Genomic DNA, 17,971 nt, shown 5'->3' on the forward strand with positions numbered 1-17,971 from the left:
CGGACATTCGGTGGGGGTCATGGTGTGAGTCCGCCGGCGGCGAGGAGCATGCGTAGCCGGTAGTTGTCGCGGTTGCGGAAGCCTCTGGCGAGTCGGCGGTGTAGCTCGATGATGTCGTTGATGGCCTCGGTGCCGCCGTTGTTCGCGCGACTGGTGGTGAAGTACGCGAGGAACGCGTCCCGCCAGCGGCGAAGTGTCCGGCCGAGCCTGGCGATCTCGGGAATCGGGCAGGAGTGGAATGAGTCCACGACCTTCTCCGCGATCCGTCGCCCCTCGGCCAGGTCCTTCGCGTGGTAGGCGGAGCGGAGTTCCTGCGCGCACTGCCAGGCGACGAAGACCTCCTCGTGCGCGGGGTCAGCGTTGAGCGCCGCGACGAGGCGGGCGCGTTGTTTCTCGGTGAGGTTCTCGGCGCCGGCGCGGAGGATGGTCTGGATCCCATAGAGCGGGTCGTCTTTACGGCCGCGATGCCCGAGAGTGTCTTGCTGGACGCGGCGGCGGACCTCGTCGACGGCGGCGGTGCCGAGCTTGACGACGTGGAACGCGTCGAGCACCGCGGTGGCGTCCTGCAGCTTGTCGTCGATCGCAGTCTTGTAACCCGCGAACGGATCAAGAGCTGCCACTCGCACGTTCTTCCGGAACGCGTCGCCACGATCACCGAGCCAGGAGGCATACGCCTTCCCCGACCGGCCCGGGACGAGATCCAGCAGCCGGGCCCGCGTCTTTCCGTGCTCGTCGCGGGTGAGGTCGACCATCCCGGTCAACTCCTTCGGGCCGCGCTTACGGGGGTCGACATGGTGCCAGATGTGCTCGTCGACGCCGAGCGTGGTGACGTTCTCGAACCGGGTCTCATCGAGGGCCAGCTTGACGAGTTCGGGTTCGACGGCCCGCCACACCGTCTTCCACGACGTCCCGAGCTGCCGGGCCAGGCCCGCGATCGTGGCGTGTTCGCGACGCAGCTGCCCGATCGCCCAGCCGATAGCGCGCGTCGTGATCGACCCGCGCCGGGCGACCAGCGGCGGCAGCTGCTCCGTGAATGTCTTCCGCAGACAGCTCTCGTCGTCGCAGCGCCAGACCCGCTGCCGCCACACGATCCGCACCCGGGTCGCTCCGGGCACGTCATGCAGCACCCGCCGGCGGCGCCCTCGACCTGTCGCGACGACACCGCACGACGGACACCCGGCAGGCGCGGCGGCGCTCGAGACCGTCACGACCAGCAGCCCGTCGCGACGGTCGACGTGCTCGACATGAACACCGGGGAGGCCGACGAGCAGGTCGCAGCGGGCACACGGACAGCAAGCAGAGCGCGCCGAAGCGCACCCCGAAGTAGGGTGAAGCACGTCGAGGTCCTCGGGGTCGATCAGAGAGTTAGCGCTTCTGATCCTCGGGGACCTCGACCCCTACACACCGACCATCACCCCGCGAGCCTCACCCCCACCGGATGTCCGAAGAGCCCAGAAACGGCAAGACGGCTCTGTTGACATTCAACGGGGCGGTGGTGTCGCAGGATGCCGGTGCGACGGTGTTCTTGACCCTGCCCGGTGGGGTGACGGTCGATGTTTCCGTCTCGGGTGCGGCGTCGTGGTCGTATCCGTCGTTGCAGGGTCACACGCTCACGACCGGTGATGGTGCGTCGGCGTCGGGTGTGCAGGTGTACGACCCGTTCGGGCAGCCCCTCGATCCGGTGACTCTGGCGGTCGGTACGGCCGCGGCGAACGATGCGGGTTCAGTGAGCGGGACGACGGGGTGGCACCAGGGTGCGCAGAAGCTCACCGAGTCGGTCGACTCCGCGCTGCTGATCGAGATGGGCACCGATCCGGGCGTGCCGTCGTCCACCAAGACGTTCGCATATGACCGCGGCGGGTCTGACCAGCGCCTGCTCCGCGCGTCGCAGATTCGGAGAAGCGCACCAGATCCGGACGAAAGCGTTGAACCGATCCGATTCTGCGGGCCATTTCCGAATCCATCGACCCCCGGCACGCCCTCACTCCAGCAGATGCCGCAGATACCTCCCCGGCGCCTCCAGAAACCCGCGGTGCAACCGCACAAGATCCAGGTCTTCCCAGGCGCTCTCGCGGATGCCCCACTCGCCCAGCTCGAGGATCGTCGCGCCCGGCAGTGCGGCGAGGACGGGGGAGTGGGTCGCGCAGATCACCTGCGTGCCGCGGGAGCGCATGCGGTCGAGGGATGCCAGCCAGCGGAGCGTCGATGAGAACGACAGGGCCGCCTCGGGCTCGTCGAGGCACGCGAGGCCGGCGACGTAGCGCTCGTGGTCGAGCACCTCGTCGAGGAGGCTGTTGAACGACTCGCCGTGACTCATCTCGTGGAGGCGCAGGGCGTCGCCCCCGACGAGGTCCTGTCGCCACGAGTAGTAGCTGTGCATCGTCTCGGCGCGCAGGAAGAATCCCCAGCGGGGTGCGCGGGGACTCCGCTCGACGCGCAGCCACTCGCCGAGCGGGCTCTCGGTGCGCCGCGTCTCGCCGCCGCCGTTCGTCGACCCGCCCTCGGCGGGGAGCCCCGCGGCCTCGGCGATGCCCTCGATCAGGGTCGATTTGCCCGAGCCGTTCTCGCCCACGAGGAACGTCACGCCCGGTCCGAACTCCCAGCCCTCACCCTCGGCGACCTCGAGGAACTGCGCGACCGCGGGAACCGTCGCCGGCCACGCGGCCCGATCGACCGGGGCGTCGCGGAAGACCTTGACCCGCTGCACGGGCCGCGGGTCGTGCAGCCACTCGTCGCCGCGGGTCACGTCGTCAGACCCAGGTCCGCAGCCAGTTGTGCAGGCGCCAGAACTCGTACGGGACGGGCAGCCCCGCCCACACGGGGTACCAGAACGCCGAGAGGGCGACGCACAGCACCAGGAACCCGACGACGAACGCCTGCCCGCCGGCCCTCGACCCGTCGCGCATGCCGCGGGCGACGTCGCGCAGCGCGAACGCCAGCGCGAGCACGAGGAACGGCAGCATCGCCACCGTGTAGAACTGGAAGATCGTGCGCTCGGGGTATAGCAGCCACGGTACGTAGGTGGCGGCGAGGCCCGTGAGCACGAGCGCGTATCGCCAGTCCCGCACGAGCACGAAACGCACGAGGAGATACACGGATGCCGCGACCCCGGCCCACCAGATGAGCGGGTTCGCGAGGCTCGAGATCGCTTCCGTGCACCCGCTCGGCAGACCGCACCCGTTGACGCCGTAGTCGTCCTGGTGCCAGTACATCGACGTGGGGCGGATGAGGAAAGGCCACTGCCACGCGGGGCTCGCGTAGGCATGCGGGGTCACGAGGCCCACGTGGAACTTGTACATCGCCTCGTGATAGGCCCACAGGCTCTGCAGGGGCGCGGGCACCCACGACCAGAGGCCGGCGGACGCCACCGGCGTCGAGCGCATCCAGCCGCCGTCGGTGAACAGCCATCCCGACCAGCTCGACAGGTAGACGAGGGCGGCCACGGGCACGAGCAGCACGAACGAGGCGAGGCCCTGGCGCACGGCATCCATCGGCCACTGGCCGATCCCGGCGCGTCGGCGCGCGAGGGCGTCGGTGACCACGGCGTAGATGCCGACGGCGGCGAGCACGTACAGACCAGACCACTTCACGGCCGTCGCGGCCCCCGCAGCCGCCCCGGCGGCGATCAGCCACGGGCGGTTCCAGAGGATGGGGCCCCACATCGGAGCCTCGCCCTCGCGAGCGACCCACAGCGCGGCCCACCGATCGGCCGTACGCCGATGATCGAGGGCGACGAACCAGAACGTCAGCACGATGAAGAACGTCAAGAAGATGTCGAGCAGGGCGATCCGGCTCAGCACGATCCCGAGTCCGTCGATCGCGAAGAGTCCGGATGCCACGGTCGCCAGCGGAATGGACCGGGTGAGCGTGCGCGCGACGAGGTAGATCAGCAGCACCGTCGCGGTGCCGAAGGCGGCCGCCGCGATGCGCCAGCCCGTCGCGGAATCCGCTCCGAACAGCGCCATGCCGGCGCCGATGAGGATGCGCCCGAGCGGGGGGTGCACCACGTAGCTTCCGATGCCCGTGAAGATGTCGGTGTCGCCGGCGGCGAAGCGTTCGTCGGCCTTGTCGGGCCACGTCGACGGGTAGCCGAGCACCCACTGGCTCCACGCGTCCTTGACGTAATAGGTCTCGTCGAACACGAGCTGGTGCGGGTTGCCGATGTCGATGAGACGCAGCACCGCCGCGATCAGCGTGACAAGGGCGGGCGCCAGCCAACGCCAGAGGCGCAGGCCGCGCGGGTCGGCGAGCAGCGCGTCACGCCACCGGTCGAGGCGTGTGCGCTCGACCGGCGGGAGCAGAGGAGAGAGGTCGGTGCTCACGCGCCCCAGCCTAAGGTGGAACGGTGATCATCCTTGCGGCCACCCCGATCGGCAACCTGGGTGACGCGTCGCGCCGTCTGATCGAGGCGCTCGAGAACGCCACGGTCGTCGCGGCCGAAGACACCCGCACGACCCAGCGCCTGCTCGCGGGCCTCGGCGTCGAGAACCGCCCGCGCCTGATCGCCCTGCACGATCACAACGAGAAGGAGCGCGCAGCCGAGCTCGTCGAGCTCGCGCGCGAAGATGACCTCCTCGTGCTCAGCGACGCCGGCATGCCCACCGTGAGCGACCCCGGTTTCGGCCTGGTCGCGGCGGCTGCCGCCGCGGGCGTGACGGTCACTGCTCTTCCCGGGCCCAGCGCGGTGGTCACGGCTCTCGCCGTCGCGGGGCTGCCCACCGACCGTTTCGCCTTCGAGGGCTTCCCTCGCCGCAAGCCCGGGGAGCGGCGCCGCGCCTTCGCGCAGTTGGCGTCGGAGGAGCGGACCCTGGTCTTCTTCGAGTCGCCGTCGCGACTGGCATCCACTCTCGACGACCTCGTCGCGACCTTCGGCGCCGATCGTCCCGCCGCGGTCTGCCGCGAGCTGACGAAGCTGTACGAAGAGGTCAAGCGGGGCACGCTCGTCGAGCTCGCCGCGTGGGCGGCCGAGGGCGTGCGGGGCGAGATCGCGATCGTCGTCGGCGGTGCCACGGCGCGCGAGGTGGCGTTCCCGGATGCCGTGACCCAAGTGCTCGAACTCGTGCGCGGCGGCGCGCGGCTCAAGGAGGCGGTGTCCGAGGTGGCGTCGCTGACCGGTCACTCGTCGCGCGAGCTCTACCAGGCGGGGCTCGCGGTCAAGCGCTGAGGCCCCGTCACACGGTCGGTCGTGTCGGTGCCTCCCCGTAGAATCCTCAGGTGACTTCCGGCCGATCTTTCTACATCACGACGCCGATCTACTACCCGAGCGACGTCCCCCACATCGGCCACGGCTATACGACCGTGGCCGTGGACACGCTCGCGCGCTGGCACCGCCAGGCCGGTGACGACACATGGATGCTGACCGGCACCGACGAGCACGGCCAGAAGATGATGCGTGCCGCGGCCGCGAACAACCACACCCCGCAGGAGTGGGTCGACAAGCTCGTGGGCGAGTCGTGGTTCCCTCTGCTGAAGACGCTCGACGTCGCCAACGACGACTTCATCCGCACGAGCCAGCCCCGTCACGAGGAGCGCGTCGCCAAATTCGTGCAGGCGCTCTACGACCGGGGCTACATCTACGCCGGCGAGTTCGAGGCGCTCTACTGCGTCGGGTGCGAGGAGTTCAAGACCGAGGCCGAGATCGTCGACGGCGAGGGTCCCTTCGAGGGACTCAAGGTCTGCGCGATCCACTCGAAGCCGCTCGAACTGCTGCAAGAGAAGAACTACTTCTTCAAGCTCAGCGAGTTCCAGGACCGCCTGCTCGAGCTGTACAAGACCGAGCCCGACTTCGTGCGCCCGGAGTCGGCGCGCAACGAGGTCGTCTCCTTCGTCAAGAACGGTCTGAAAGACTTGTCGATCTCGCGGTCGACGTTCGACTGGGGCATCCAGGTGCCCTGGGATGACGCGCACGTCATCTACGTGTGGGTCGACGCGCTCCTCAACTACGCCACGGCCGTCGGCTACGGCAACGATCCCGAGCAGTTCGCGCGCCGCTGGCCCGCCTATCACGTGGTCGGCAAAGACATCCTGCGCTTCCACGCCGTCATCTGGCCCGCGATGCTCATGGCCGCGGGCCTCGAGGTGCCGCGCGGCGTCTTCGCGCACGGCTGGCTGCTCGTCGGCGGCGAGAAGATGTCGAAGTCGAAGCTCACCGGCATCGCCCCGACCGAGATCACCGACGTCTTCGGCTCCGACGCGTACCGCTTCTACTTCCTGTCTGCGATCGCGTTCGGGCAGGACGGCTCGTTCTCGTGGGAAGACCTCTCGGCCCGCTACCAGGCCGAGCTGGCCAATGGCTTCGGCAACCTGGCATCCCGCACGATCGCCATGATCGAGCGGTACTTCGAAGGGATCGTCCCGCCGGCCGGCGAGACGACCGAGATCGACCGAGCGATCCAGCAGACGGTGGCGGATGCCGCGACGAACGCCGACGCGGCCATCGAGAAGTTCCGCATCGACGAGGCGATCGCGGCGATCTGGACGATCGTCGACGCGCTGAACGGCTACATCACGGACAACGAGCCGTGGGCCCTGGCGAAAGACCCCGAGAAGCGCGAGCGCCTCGGCACGGTGCTGTACACGGCCGCCGAGGGACTTCGCGCGCTCGCCGTGCTGCTGTCGCCGGTCATGCCGATCGCGACCGAGAAGCTGTGGATCGCGCTGGGCGCCGCCGAGAGCATCGGGCGACTGCACGACCAGCGGCTGCGCGACGCCGGAGAGTGGGGCGTGCTGCGTCCCGGCTCGTCGGTCAACGGGCTTTCGCCGCTGTTCCCGCGCGTCGAGCAGGCGTGAGTACGTCGGCCCCGGATCCCGCGGCGGTCCCGGATCCCGCGGCGTTCCCTGAGCTTGTCGAAGGGTCCGCCCCCGGCGCCACCCCGGTCGAGCGGCCCCGCGGCACCATCGAAGGCGGCGACCCGAGCCAGTACGTGCGGGAGCGCTCGACCGATGGCCGGCGCGACGTGAGCTACCCGCCAGCGCCCGAGCCTCTCGGCATCCCGGTCTATGACAACCACACGCACCTCGAGATCGAGGACGGCCCTTCGACGGGCTCAGGGACCATGCACGGTTTGTCGCTGGATGAACAGCTCGAGCGCGCCCTCGCCGTGGGTGTGCACGGCGTCGTCCAGGCCGGCGGCGACGTCGACTCGTCGCGCTGGTCGGCGTGGGCGGCCGCGACACATCCGCGTGTGCTCGCCGCCGTGGCGATCCACCCGAACGAGGCTCCCGTCTACGAACGCGCCGGCGAGTTGGATGCCGCGATCGCGGTCATCGACGAACTCGCGGCCGCTCCGCGCGTGCGGGCGATCGGCGAGACGGGGCTCGATTTCTTCCGCACCGAGGCCGATGGCATCCCGGCTCAGCTCCGCTCGTTCGAGGCGCACATCGCGCTCGCGAAGAAGCACGGGATCGCCATGCAGATCCACGATCGCGACGCCCACGACGCCGTGCTCGAAACCCTCGAGCGCGTCGGCGCACCCGACAAGACCGTGTTCCACTGCTTCTCCGGCGATGCCGAGATGGCGCGGATCGCCGCCGACCGCGGCTACTACCTCTCGTTCGCCGGCAACGTCACGTTCAAGAACGCGCAGAACCTGCGCGACGCCCTCGCGGTAACCCCCCTCGAGCGCATCCTCGTCGAGACCGACGCCCCGTTCCTGACTCCCGCGCCCTACCGCGGGCGCCCGAACGCCCCGTATCTGATCCCTGTCACTCTGCGCTTCCTCGCGTCCGAGCGGGGGATGGATGCCGACGAGCTCGGCGCGCAGATCGCGGCGAACACGATCGAGGTCTACGGCGAGTTCTGACGCCGCCACGACGAAGGCCGGCACCCCGCGGGATGCCGGCTTTCGCGTTTTGCGTCGAGCTCAGCGCTTCTCGTCGTCGAGACGGGCTTCTTCGGCGCGCTCCAGACGGTCCTTCTCCTTCTGAGCCGCCTCGCGCTCTTCGCGGATCTCTTCGTGCGACTTCGAGTTGTTGGTCATGTTTCGGTCCTCTCAGGCGGTTTTCTTCGGTTTGCGGACGAAAAGTGTCTCGGTCTGCTCGAGCTCCATGCCCTTGGTCTCGGGAATCTTCCACAGGACGAAGACGAACGACAGGGCGGCGAAGAACGCGTACCCGCCGTAGGTGATCGCGAGCGACCAGTCGGCCAGCTGCGGGAAGGTCCACGAGACGAGGAAGTTCGCGAGCCACTGCGCACCGGCGGCGACACCGAGCGCCTTTCCGCGGATGCGGCTGGGGAAGATCTCGCCGAGCAGCACCCACACCAGTGGACCCCACGAGGCGCCGAAGCCGACGACGAAGAGGTTCGCCGCCACGAGGGCGACCGGTGCCCAGATGCCCGGGAGCGAGACGTCCTGGCCCGAGCCCGTGGCGAACGAGAACGCCAGGGCCATCGCGCCGAGCGACAGGGCCATCAGTGCGGACCCGACGAGCAGGAGCGGCTTGCGGCCGACCCGGTCGACGAGCCAGATCGCGATGAGAGTCACGAGCACGTTGGTCACCGAGGTGATGACGCCGATCAGCAACGAGTCGCTCTCGTCGAAGCCGACCGCGCGCCAGAGGCTCGTGGAGTAGTAGAAGATCACGTTGATGCCGACGAACTGCTGGAACACCGACAGGATGATGCCGATCCACACGATCGGCTGAAGACCGAGGGCCTTGCCGGCGAGCGACGCCCCCTTGTTCTTGCGGTCGGTCTCGATCGCGCTCGTCAGCTCGTTGATGGTCTTGTCGAGGTCGGCCGGCGGCACCAGGCGCGCGAAGATCGCGCGGGCTTCGTCGGCGCGCCCGCGCGCGAGCAGGAAGCGCGGAGACTCGGGCATCGTGAACGCGAGAAGGCCGTAGACGGCGGCGGGGACCACACCGACCAGGAACATCCAGCGCCAGGCCTCGAGGCCCCACCAGAGCTGGTTGTCGGCGGTGCCCCCCGCAGCTCCCACGAGGAGGGCGTTGCTGAGCAGGGCGGCGAAGATACCGAGGGTGATCGCGAGCTGCTGCAGCGATGCGAGGCTGCCGCGGATCTGCCGGGGCGCGACCTCGGCGATGTAGGCTGGTGCGACCACCGAGGCGATGCCGATGCCGAGACCGCCGATCACGCGCCAGATCGTCAAGTCCAGGACGCTGAACGTCAGTGCCGATCCGATCGACGACGCCAGGAAGAGCACGGCGCCGACCATCATGACCTTGAGGCGACCGAAGCGGTCCGACAGGGCACCGGCGGCGATCGCGCCGATCGCGCACCCGATGAGGGCGATCGCGACGACGAAGCCGGTGAGGGTCGGCACCTTCGTGTACTCGGTCTCGATCGACTGGACGGCACCGTTGATCACGGAGGAGTCGAAGCCGAAGAGGAACCCGCCCACCGCGGCGGCGACCGAGAGCACGATGGCTCTTCGACCGAAGGGGCTCCGCATGGTGAAGGCGTTTGCGGGTATCGACTGCGTCTGACTCACCCGCTCAACGTACTCCTGTCACCCGGCGGGTGGCGGGAGGCTGACTACAGTGGAACAATGCCCGTTTCCCTCCTCGGTGCCGCCGAGATCCGCCGACTCGCCACCGAGCTCGACGTCACCCCGACCAAGAAGCTCGGGCAGAACTTCGTCGTCGACGCGAACACGGTGCGCAAGATCGTCCAGGTGGCCGGGGTCTCGGCATCCGACCGTGTCGTCGAGATCGGGCCGGGTCTCGGTTCGCTCACACTCGCGATCCTCGAGACGGGCGCCTCGGTGGTCGCGGTCGAGATCGACCACCGGCTCGCGGAGCGGCTGCCCGTCACCGCCGCGGCCCACGACGTCCCCGCGGACCGTCTCACCGTGATCGACGCCGATGCTCTCCGCGTCGACTCGCTCCCGGGCGAGCCGGGCGTGCTCGTCGCGAACCTCCCGTACAACGTCTCGGTGCCCGTGCTGCTGCACTTCCTCGAGACGTTCCCCTACCTGCGCAGCGGGGTCGTCATGGTCCAGGCCGAGGTGGGGGAGCGCCTCGCCGCCCCTCCCGGCTCGAAGGTCTACGGCGCCCCGAGCGTCAAGGCCGCCTGGTACGGCTCGTGGCGGCTGGCGGGCACGGTGTCGCGTCAGGTCTTCTGGCCCGTCCCGAACGTCGACAGCGTGCTGGTCGCTTTCGAACGGGATGCCGAACCCCGCGGCACCGAGGAGCACCGGCGCCGAACGTTCCAGATCGTGGATGCCGCCTTCCAGCAGCGGCGCAAGATGCTCCGCCAGGCGCTGTCCGGCGTTCTCGGTGGAACCGCAGCCGAGGCCTCGCTCCAGCTTGAGCGGGCAGGCGTCGACCCCACTCTCCGCGGCGAGCAGCTGACGGTCGACGACTACGCGCGTATCGCGGCTCTCTGAGGCGGCCGGCTCGACGCTGAGCCGTCACCCGGTGCCCTCGTGCCGTTCATGGTTCATCTGCATGATCGGTGGGGCCCGTGAAGCCTCGTGGGGCTCCAGCGCGTCGAGCGGAGCGATCGCTCCTGCATCCTGACCACCTCGACCGCCGCGGCCCGCCGCTCGCGCGCCAGCGCACGCCGGGCGACGAGCGGCCGCAGGTGAAATTCTCACCGTGTTCATCGCGCGTTCCCGAAACATGCCTGTAACATTCCAGGGCAAGCCGGGAGCATCACGCCGGTCGCGAGGTCGTACCCGACGACCCGAGAGGAACGAGATGCGTTACGCCGAGTACCCCCGAGCCGAGAGGGTGCTGCTGCACCTGAGCGACACCCACCTGCGCGCCGGCGGGGCGCCGCTTTACGACGACGTCGACTCCGAGGCGTACCTCGCCCGCGCGGTCGCCGCGATCGAGGCCTCCGGGGTCCGTCCCGATGCCCTGGTGTTCACGGGAGACCTCGCCGATTTCGGTGAGGCCGACGCCTACGACCGGGTGCGCGCACTCGTCGAGCCGCTCGCCGCGCGTCTCGAGACGCGGGTCGTGTGGGTCATGGGCAACCACGACGACCGTGCGACGTTCCGCTCGCATCTGCTTCCCGGCGACGCGGCCGATGCCACGGCGCCCGTCGACCGCGTCGACGAGTTCGACGGTCTGCGCATCGTCACGCTCGACACGTCCGTCCCCGGTGCCCACCACGGCGAGGTCACCGCCGACCAGCTCGCCTGGCTCGCGGACGTGCTGTCGACGCCCGCTCCGCTCGGCACGATCCTCGCCATGCACCACCCGCCGGTCCCGAGCGTGCTCGATCTCGCCGCGTCGGTGGAGTTGCGCGACCAGCGGAGCCTCGCCGCCGTGCTGCGCGGATCCGACGTCCGCACGATCCTCGCCGGACACCTGCACTACTCGACTTTCGCCACGTTCGCCGGTATCCCGGTGTCGGTGGCCTCAGCCACCTGCTACACGCAGGACCTGATGGTTCCCGTCGGCGGAACCCGCCCCCAGGACGCGGCGCAGGGCTTCAACATCGTGCACGTCTACGACGAGACCATCGTGCATTCCGTGGTGCCGCTCGCGACCAGCGACGCCCTCCAGTACGTGGATGCCGCCGAGTCGCAGCGGCGCCTCCGTGACGCCGGCATCGAGGTCCCGGCGAACCGCGGACTCAGTGGGCGGGTGTCGCCGCCGACGACGCCGCTGCCGGTTCTGCGCTGACGCTCGTCTTCTCCCACGGGGCCGCGATCGGGAAGTAGCGCTCGAGGCACGCGCGGAGCGCGGGCACCCGCACCTCCTCGGGGATCTCGGGCACGCTCCCGTCGTTGAGGCAGAACATGTCGGTGTCGCGGCGCGAGACGAGACGCTCCATCGTGCGCAGCGAATCGAGCTGCGTCGTCTGGACGTAGCGCGTGCGCGGCTCGGTCGTGACGACCGCGCGGCCCGTGGCCAGCGCGTAGTAGTGGTAGAGGCTGTTCGTGACCGAGATGTCGGTGGCCGAACGAAAACGGCTCGCGGCCGTCCGCGCGTAGTCGTCGGCGAACTCCTGCTCGAGCTCGAACGCCACGGAGCGGCGCAGCGGCGTCGCGCAGTGCTCCAGGTCGAGCGTGATCACCCGGCCGAAGCGCTCCTTCAGCAGCGCCCGGTTCACGCGCAGACCGTTGTCGTGGCCCGAGCGGTCCACGTGCGGGGCGCCGCTGCCGATCCGGATGCCGCTCTCGACGAAACGGCTCACGCCGCCGCCGCTGAAGAACAGTTCGGGGGTGACGGGGCGACCGAAGAACATGTCGTCGTTACTGTAGAGGAAGTGCTCGGCGAGCCCGGGGATGCGGTGAAGCTGCGCCTCGACGGCGTGCGAGTTGTGCGTCGGGAGCACCGAGGGGTCGGCGAAGAACTCCTCGCTGCGCACGATCGTGACCTTGGGGTGGTCCGCGAGCCACTCCGGGGTCGGGGAGTCGGTCGCGATGAAGATGCGGCGCACCCAGGGCGCGTACATGTGGACGCTCCGCAGCGCGTACCGCAGTTCGTCGACCTGTCGGTAGCGGGCGGCGTTGTCGTCGCCGTCGCCCACGACGTAGCCCTGCATGCGTGCGGCGCGCTGCCGCTGGAACTCGCTCGACGACCCGTCGACCCACGAGAACACCATGTCGATGTCGCCGACGAACTCTTTCGGGTGCGGGTCGAACATGCCCGCGACCGTCTGCCACCGGCGGCCGTACCGCTCGATCTCGACGAGGTCGAGGTCGGCCCGCGCGAAGCGGCGGCGGGTGAGGGCGCTCGGGCGCGGAGCCTCGATGGTCTTCTCGCCGAACCGCCAGAACTCCAGCCGCGGGGCGAGGGCCGCTCCGTACCGGTACGAGCCCTCGGTCGAGGTGCGCGGACGGAAGACGGCGTACGCCTCCACCGAGCCGGGGGAGGGGGCGACGCTGTGAGCAGGGACCGGGTCCTCGCCACGCGCCTTGAGGTAGATCGGACCCAGCTCGGGGTCGCGCAGAGCGGCGAGAGCGGCATCCGCGTCGACCGTGTCGACGACGAGCTTCGGCCGCCGGTTGGCGTCGCGAACGAGCATCACGGAGACGCCGGCGGCTTCGACGGCCTCGGCGACGGTCAGCAGGTCGTCTCGCTCGGCATCCGATGGGGTGGACGCGTCGTCGATGACGTGGAGGATGCCGTCCAGCATCCGGATATCGGGTCGCGAAAGGAGCGCCCGCCAGGGGTCGGTGTCGATCGGAAGGGGAACGATCGAGCGCATGTGCGGCCTCCTCAGGGGTCGATGGTGAATCCGTACACCGTAGATACTCGGCGTTACGGGAGCGTTTCGGCATCGGGGCCGAAGCAGGGGGGTGGGCGCGCTACTGTCGAAGAGTGACTGATCCCGCTCGATTCGGCCCGGACGTACCTGACCTTCACCGGCCTTACAGCGCGCGGGATGCGCGATATTCCAGTGTCGCATACCGGCAGGTCGGTCGGAGCGGCCTCTTCCTCCCCCCGATCTCCCTCGGATTGTGGTGGAACTTCGGCGACAACGTGCCCTTCGACCGCCAGCGCGAGGTGCTTCGTCACGCTTTCGACCGCGGCATCACGCACTTCGACCTCGCGAACAACTACGGCCCGCCGTACGGCTCGGCCGAGACGAACTTCGGCCGCATGATGCGCGAGGACTTCGGCCGGTATCGCGACGAGCTGATCATCTCGTCGAAGGCCGGCTACGACATGTGGCCCGGGCCCTACGGCAACTGGGGATCGCGCAAGTACCTCCTGGCGAGCGCCGACCAGTCGCTGAAGCGCATGAGCGTCGACTACGTCGACATCTTCTACTCGCACCGCGTCGACCCGGTGACCCCCATCGAAGAGACGATCGGCGCCCTCGATACGCTCGTCCGGCAGGGCAAGGCGCTCTACGTCGGCATTTCGTCGTACAGCGCCGAGCGCACCGCCGAGGCCGCCGCCGTGGCCCGCTCGCTCGGCACGCCGCTGGTGATCCACCAGCCGTCGTACTCGATCCTCAACCGCTGGGTCGAGGACGGGCTCACCTCCACGCTCCGGCAGGAGGGCATGGGCGCGATCGCCTTCACGCCCCTGGCGCAGGGGCTCCTCACCGACAAGTACCTCGGCGACGGTCAGGCCGACCGCTCCCAGAAGCGTTCTTCCCTGCCCGACCGGATGCTGACGGATGCCGCCCTCTCGGCGCTGCGGAGCCTGAACGTCATCGCGAAGGAGCGCGGGCAGACCCTGGCGCAGATGGCGCTGCAATGGGTGCTGCGCGATGAGACCGTGGCATCCGCCCTCATCGGCGCCTCGCGGACGCAGCAGCTCGACGAGAACCTCGCCGCGCTCGAGGGCCCGGCGTTCGACACCGAAGAGCTGGAGCGCATCGACGCGCTGTCCGAGGCCGCCGACGTCGACCTCTGGCGGGCGTCGTCGTCATCATGAGCTCCGCTGAATCGGTCCGCGTCCGTGCCCCGGGCAAGATCAACGTCTTCCTCGAGGTCGGCGACGTCAAGGACGACGGCTACCACGATGTGGCCACGGCGTACCAGGCCGTTTCGCTCTACGAGGAGATGACCGCCACCGCGGCCGACGATTTCACGCTCGAGGTGTCCGCGCGGGGTCCCGTCGACATCGACGGGGTGCCCACCGACGACCGCAATCTGGCGGTGCGGGCGGCCCGTCTGCTGGCCGAGACCGCGGGGATCGATCGCGGGGTGCACCTCTCGATCGTCAAGGCCGTGCCCGTGGCCGGCGGCATGGGAGGCGGCTCCGCGGACGCAGCGGCGGCTCTCGTCGCGTGCGACGCCCTCTGGGGGCTCGGGATGCCGACCTCGGAGCTGGTGCGCCTCGCGGCCCAGCTCGGAGCCGACGTGCCGTTCGCCCTGCTCGGCGGGACGGCGGTCGGAACCGGGCGCGGCGACGAGCTCAGCCCCGCCCTGGCCCGTGGCCGTTTCGACTGGGTCCTGGTGCCGAACGAGATCGGCATGTCGACCCCCGTGGTCTACGGCGAGCTCGACGCGCATCGCGAGCGCCACGCCGTCGACATCGGACCGGCGCCCCGGGTGCCCGCGGTGGCACCCGAGATTCTCCACGCGCTGCGCCAGGGCGACGGCCGAAATGCTCGCCGCCTCGCTGCGCAACGACCTGCAGGCGCCCGCCCTCCATCTCCGCCCCGACCTCGCTCGGGTGCTCGAGCGCGGCGAGAGCTCTGGAGCCCTCGCCGGCCTCGTGTCCGGGTCGGGGCCGACGCTCGCGTTCCTCGCGGCCGACGAGGAGTCGGCGATCGATCTGCAGGTCACGTTGAGCGCCGCCGGGCTCGTCGCGTTGCACGTCCACGGGCCTGTCGGCGGCGCCCGCGTCCTCTGACCGACCCGCACCCTAGACCAGCCCGTCACACGGGGCAATGTTCGTTTTGCGCAGCATCCGCCCGGTTAGCCTCTCGGGAGGTGGTCAATCCACCGCTGGGTGCCGTGCCCGCGGGACACCACGAAAGGGGTTCGCCATGAAGGCAGTGCTCGACGGCGTCGTGATCGCCGAAGCCGACCGCGACGACGTGGTGTCGATCGAGGGCAACTGGTACTTCCCGCCGCGCGCTGTGCGCGAGGGCGCCCTGAACGAGAGCCCCACTCCGTACACCTGCCCGTGGAAGGGCGAGGTGCAGTACTGGAACGTCTCGCTCGACGGGGCGGAGCTCGCCGACGGCGCCTGGTCGTACCCCGACCTGCGCCCCGGCGCGGTGGAGCGCGTCGGCACCGACTTCGCCGGCTACGTGGCTTTCGACCGCAAGGTCGTGGTCTCCGACTGAGGTCGGGCACAGCATGATCGAGTTCTCGACCGTCTCGAAGGTCTTCCCCGACGGCACCCGCGCCGTCGATGAGTTCAGCCTCGTCATCCCTTCGCGCAAGACGACCGTGCTGGTCGGATCCTCCGGCTGCGGCAAGACGACGCTGCTGCGGATGATCAACCGGATGGTCGAGCCTTCCTCCGGCACGATCTCGATCGACGGCGACGACATCGGGGGAAAGCCCGCGGTGCAGCTGCGCCGCAGCATCGGCTACGTCATGCAGAACTCCGGTCTCCTGCCGCACTTCACCGTCGCCGACAACATCGCCACCGTCCCCGTGCTCCAGGGACAGAGCCGCAAGACCGCGCGCAAGCGGGCGCTCGAGCTCATGGAGACCGTGGGCCTCGACACCGCGATGGCCGACCGCTACCCCAGCCAGCTCTCCGGCGGTCAGCAGCAGCGCGTGGGCGTGGCCCGCGGGCTGGCCGCCGACCCCAACATCCTCCTCATGGACGAGCCGTTCGGCGCGGTCGACCCGATCGTCCGCGACGAGTTGCAGCAGGAGCTCCTGCGCCTGCAGAGCGAGATCGGCAAGACCATCGTCTTCGTCACGCACGACATCGACGAGGCGTTCCTCCTCGGCGATCAGGTCGTGATCCTCGAGAAGGGCGCCCACATCGCGCAGGTCGGCTCTCCGAGCGAGATCGTCGAGAACCCGGCATCCGACTTCGTGGCGAGCTTCATCGGTGCCGTCAAAGGCAAGCGCGCCCTGCACCTCAAGCAGACGTCACGCGGGACGGTCGTTGTGGATGCCGAGGGGCGCACGCAGGGCGCTCTCGTGGAGGACTCCCACCCGTGAACTGGGTCGTCAACAATCTCGAGCTGATCGGGGAACTGACCCTGGTGCACCTGCGTCAGAGCCTCATCGCCCTGGTCGTCGGCTTCGTCGTGAGCATTCCGATCGGGTGGGTCGCGTGGCGCTATCGCCTCGTCCGCAGCAGCGTGATCACGATCACCGGCCTGCTCTACACGATCCCCTCACTCGCCCTTCTGATCCTCGTCCCCGTTATCACCGGCTGGTACAGCATCATCAGCGAGAACAACCTCGTCGTCGCGCTCGCGATCTACGCGGTGGCGATCCTCGTTCGCGCCGTCGCCGACGGCCTGGATTCGGTGGATGCCGGGGTGCGCCAGGCGGCCACGGCGATCGGCTACGGGTCGTTCCGTCGGTTCTGGGCGGTGGAGTTCCCGCTCGCCGGTCCCGTGGTGCTCGCGGGGCTACGTGTGACCTCGGCCAGCACGATCGCGCTCGCGACGGTCGGCATCCTCGTCGGCATCCAGAACCTCGGTTACCTGTTCACGAACGGCCTCCAGCGCCGCATCATCCCCGAGGTGTTCGCCGGGGTGATCGCGGTCGTGGTGATCGCTCTCGTCGTCGATCTGCTCCTCGTTCTCGCCGGGCGTCTGCTCATGCCGTGGACGCGGGGTGCACGGACCGTGTCGCGCATCTCCAACCGCACGCTGGTGAAGGCATGAACCTCATCGGCGAGGCGTTCGCGTGGATCTTCTCGGGCGATCAGAGTCCCTACGACCCGCTCGGCACGGCGCTGGGCGTGCAGCTCGTGTACACGCTCATCGCGGTCGTCGTCGCGGGGGCGATCGCCATCCCGCTCGGCTGGTTCATCGGTCACACCGGCAAGGGACGCGAGACCGCGGTCGCGATCTCGGGGGCGGCGCGCGCGATCCCGTCGTTCGGCCTGCTGATCCTGCTGACGCTGCTCCTCGGGGTGCTGCACAAGCCCGAGGCGGCGGTCATCTCGTTCGTCATCCTCGCGATCCCTTCGCTCCTCGCCGGCGCCTACACGGGCCTCGAGGCGATCGACCGTCGCGTGATCGACGCGGGGCGCTCGATGGGCATGACCCAGATGCAGGTCTTCTGGCGCATCGAGGTCCCCCTCGGGCTGCCGCTGCTGGTCGGCGGCATCCGCGCCGCGACCCTTCAGGTGCTGGCCACGGTCACGATCGCGGCCTACATCGGCCTCGGCGGGCTCGGCCAGTACATCGTGGCCGCGATTCCACTCCGCCGCTTCGACATGCTCATCGGCGGCGCGATCCTCGTCGCCGCGCTCGCGCTCGTCACCGACGGGCTCTTCGCCCTTCTTCAGCACCTCGTGGTGCCCCGCGGCATCCGTGTCGCCGGTGCCGCCCAGCCCCGGCGACGCTCAGCCCGCCGTCGCCGTGCCGAAGCTCTCGCCGTGGGATCGCCCGCAGCGCCCCCGGCGACCCCCTGATCCATCCGATTCCCGAATCACCAGGAAAGAG

General features: G+C 69.5%; 15 protein-coding genes and 1 pseudogene. 11 read left to right on the forward strand and 5 right to left on the reverse strand.

The features are described from left to right. Positions 1 to 17: 17 nt before the first annotated feature. The 3 genes from QE388_RS13130 to QE388_RS13140 all read right to left on the reverse strand — a co-directional run bounded on the left by QE388_RS13130 (position 18) and on the right by QE388_RS13140 (position 4,322). Positions 18 to 1,271, reverse strand: a complete 1,254-nt coding sequence (locus QE388_RS13130) for an ISL3 family transposase (RefSeq protein WP_307387138.1) — start codon at positions 1,269 to 1,271, stop codon at positions 18 to 20. 710 nt (positions 1,272 to 1,981) lie between these two features. Beyond that, positions 1,982 to 2,746 (reverse strand): AAA family ATPase, encoded by a 765-nt coding sequence (locus QE388_RS13135; RefSeq protein WP_307385726.1) that lies wholly within the window; start codon positions 2,744 to 2,746, stop codon positions 1,982 to 1,984. 4 nt (positions 2,747 to 2,750) lie between these two features. After that, positions 2,751 to 4,322 (reverse strand): dolichyl-phosphate-mannose--protein mannosyltransferase, encoded by a 1,572-nt coding sequence (locus QE388_RS13140; protein WP_307385727.1) that lies wholly within the window; start codon positions 4,320 to 4,322, stop codon positions 2,751 to 2,753. A gap of 23 nt (positions 4,323 to 4,345) precedes the next feature. On the opposite strand from QE388_RS13140, the gene rsmI reads away from it, so the two are divergent. The 3 genes from rsmI to QE388_RS13155 all read left to right on the forward strand — a co-directional run bounded on the left by rsmI (position 4,346) and on the right by QE388_RS13155 (position 7,802). Continuing rightward, positions 4,346 to 5,164 carry a 16S rRNA (cytidine(1402)-2'-O)-methyltransferase gene (gene rsmI / locus QE388_RS13145; RefSeq protein WP_307385728.1) on the forward strand — a complete coding sequence of 273 codons (819 nt, stop codon included), beginning with the start codon at positions 4,346 to 4,348 and terminating at the stop codon, positions 5,162 to 5,164. Between the two features lie 50 nt (positions 5,165 to 5,214). Further along, positions 5,215 to 6,789, forward strand: a complete 1,575-nt coding sequence (gene metG / locus QE388_RS13150) for a methionine--tRNA ligase (RefSeq protein ID WP_307385729.1) — start codon at positions 5,215 to 5,217, stop codon at positions 6,787 to 6,789. Between the two features lie 107 nt (positions 6,790 to 6,896). Continuing rightward, positions 6,897 to 7,802 carry a TatD family hydrolase gene (locus QE388_RS13155; protein WP_307387139.1) on the forward strand — a complete coding sequence of 302 codons (906 nt, stop codon included), beginning with the start codon at positions 6,897 to 6,899 and terminating at the stop codon, positions 7,800 to 7,802. 189 nt (positions 7,803 to 7,991) lie between these two features. Here the strand turns inward: QE388_RS13155 and QE388_RS13160 are convergent, their stop codons facing one another. After that, the gene (locus QE388_RS13160) at positions 7,992 to 9,410 is read right to left on the reverse strand and encodes a sugar porter family MFS transporter (protein ID WP_363372221.1); all 1,419 of its coding nucleotides are present in this window, start codon (positions 9,408 to 9,410) and stop codon (positions 7,992 to 7,994) included. Between the two features lie 96 nt (positions 9,411 to 9,506). Here QE388_RS13160 and rsmA point away from each other — a divergent pair, with 96 nt between their 5' ends. Further along, positions 9,507 to 10,346: a 16S rRNA (adenine(1518)-N(6)/adenine(1519)-N(6))-dimethyltransferase RsmA gene (gene rsmA / locus QE388_RS13165; protein ID WP_307385730.1), complete on the forward strand. Its 840-nt coding sequence runs from the start codon at positions 9,507 to 9,509 to the stop codon at positions 10,344 to 10,346. A gap of 313 nt (positions 10,347 to 10,659) precedes the next feature. After that, the gene (locus tag QE388_RS13170) at positions 10,660 to 11,595 is read left to right on the forward strand and encodes a phosphodiesterase (RefSeq protein ID WP_307385731.1); all 936 of its coding nucleotides are present in this window, start codon (positions 10,660 to 10,662) and stop codon (positions 11,593 to 11,595) included. Here QE388_RS13170 and QE388_RS13175 read toward each other — a convergent pair. Continuing rightward, positions 11,546 to 13,126, reverse strand: coding sequence for a stealth family protein (locus tag QE388_RS13175; RefSeq protein WP_307385732.1), 1,581 nt, complete (start codon positions 13,124 to 13,126; stop codon positions 11,546 to 11,548). The genes QE388_RS13170 and QE388_RS13175 overlap by 50 nt on opposite strands. Positions 13,127 to 13,239: 113 nt before the next feature. On the opposite strand from QE388_RS13175, the gene mgrA reads away from it, so the two are divergent. The 6 genes and pseudogenes from mgrA (at position 13,240) to QE388_RS13205 (ending at position 17,940) form a co-directional block, all read left to right on the forward strand. After that, positions 13,240 to 14,307 (forward strand): L-glyceraldehyde 3-phosphate reductase, encoded by a 1,068-nt coding sequence (mgrA, locus tag QE388_RS13180; RefSeq protein ID WP_307385733.1) that lies wholly within the window; start codon positions 13,240 to 13,242, stop codon positions 14,305 to 14,307. Beyond that, positions 14,304 to 15,231: pseudogene (locus QE388_RS13185) on the forward strand (4-(cytidine 5'-diphospho)-2-C-methyl-D-erythritol kinase). Before mgrA ends, QE388_RS13185 begins: the two are co-directional and overlap by 4 nt. 136 nt (positions 15,232 to 15,367) lie before the next feature. Then, a complete protein-coding gene (locus tag QE388_RS13190) occupies positions 15,368 to 15,670 on the forward strand; it encodes a DUF427 domain-containing protein (RefSeq protein ID WP_013586035.1) in 303 nt (100 codons plus the stop codon). Between the two features lie 13 nt (positions 15,671 to 15,683). Next, positions 15,684 to 16,508: an ABC transporter ATP-binding protein gene (locus QE388_RS13195; RefSeq protein WP_307385734.1), complete on the forward strand. Its 825-nt coding sequence runs from the start codon at positions 15,684 to 15,686 to the stop codon at positions 16,506 to 16,508. Continuing rightward, complete coding sequence (locus QE388_RS13200; protein ID WP_275801771.1) at positions 16,505 to 17,185, forward strand: ABC transporter permease; 681 nt, start codon at positions 16,505 to 16,507, stop codon at positions 17,183 to 17,185. The genes QE388_RS13195 and QE388_RS13200 overlap by 4 nt, the downstream gene beginning before the upstream one ends. Further along, positions 17,182 to 17,940 carry an ABC transporter permease gene (locus QE388_RS13205; RefSeq protein WP_275801772.1) on the forward strand — a complete coding sequence of 253 codons (759 nt, stop codon included), beginning with the start codon at positions 17,182 to 17,184 and terminating at the stop codon, positions 17,938 to 17,940. Before QE388_RS13200 ends, QE388_RS13205 begins: the two co-directional genes overlap by 4 nt. Positions 17,941 to 17,971 lie beyond the last annotated feature (31 nt).

It is taken from the genome of Microbacterium sp. SORGH_AS_0969, from assembly GCF_030818255.1.
In the GTDB taxonomy this organism is placed as follows: domain Bacteria; phylum Actinomycetota; class Actinomycetes; order Actinomycetales; family Microbacteriaceae; genus Microbacterium.

What these genes read in the sequence shown, in the direction of transcription:
- rsmA (WP_307385730.1), top strand. Translation starts at nt 9,507, where the DNA reads ATGCCCGTTTCCCTCCTCGGTGCCGCCGAGATCCGCCGACTCGCCACC.
- QE388_RS13175 (WP_307385732.1), bottom strand. Translation starts at nt 13,126, where the DNA reads ATGCGCTCGATCGTTCCCCTTCCGATCGACACCGACCCCTGGCGGGCG.
- QE388_RS13170 (WP_307385731.1), top strand. Translation starts at nt 10,660, where the DNA reads ATGCGTTACGCCGAGTACCCCCGAGCCGAGAGGGTGCTGCTGCACCTG.
- QE388_RS13190 (WP_013586035.1), top strand. Translation starts at nt 15,368, where the DNA reads ATGAAGGCAGTGCTCGACGGCGTCGTGATCGCCGAAGCCGACCGCGAC.
- QE388_RS13205 (WP_275801772.1), top strand. Translation starts at nt 17,182, where the DNA reads ATGAACCTCATCGGCGAGGCGTTCGCGTGGATCTTCTCGGGCGATCAG.
- QE388_RS13195 (WP_307385734.1), top strand. Translation starts at nt 15,684, where the DNA reads ATGATCGAGTTCTCGACCGTCTCGAAGGTCTTCCCCGACGGCACCCGC.
- QE388_RS13160 (WP_363372221.1), bottom strand. Translation starts at nt 9,410, where the DNA reads ATGCGGAGCCCCTTCGGTCGAAGAGCCATCGTGCTCTCGGTCGCCGCC.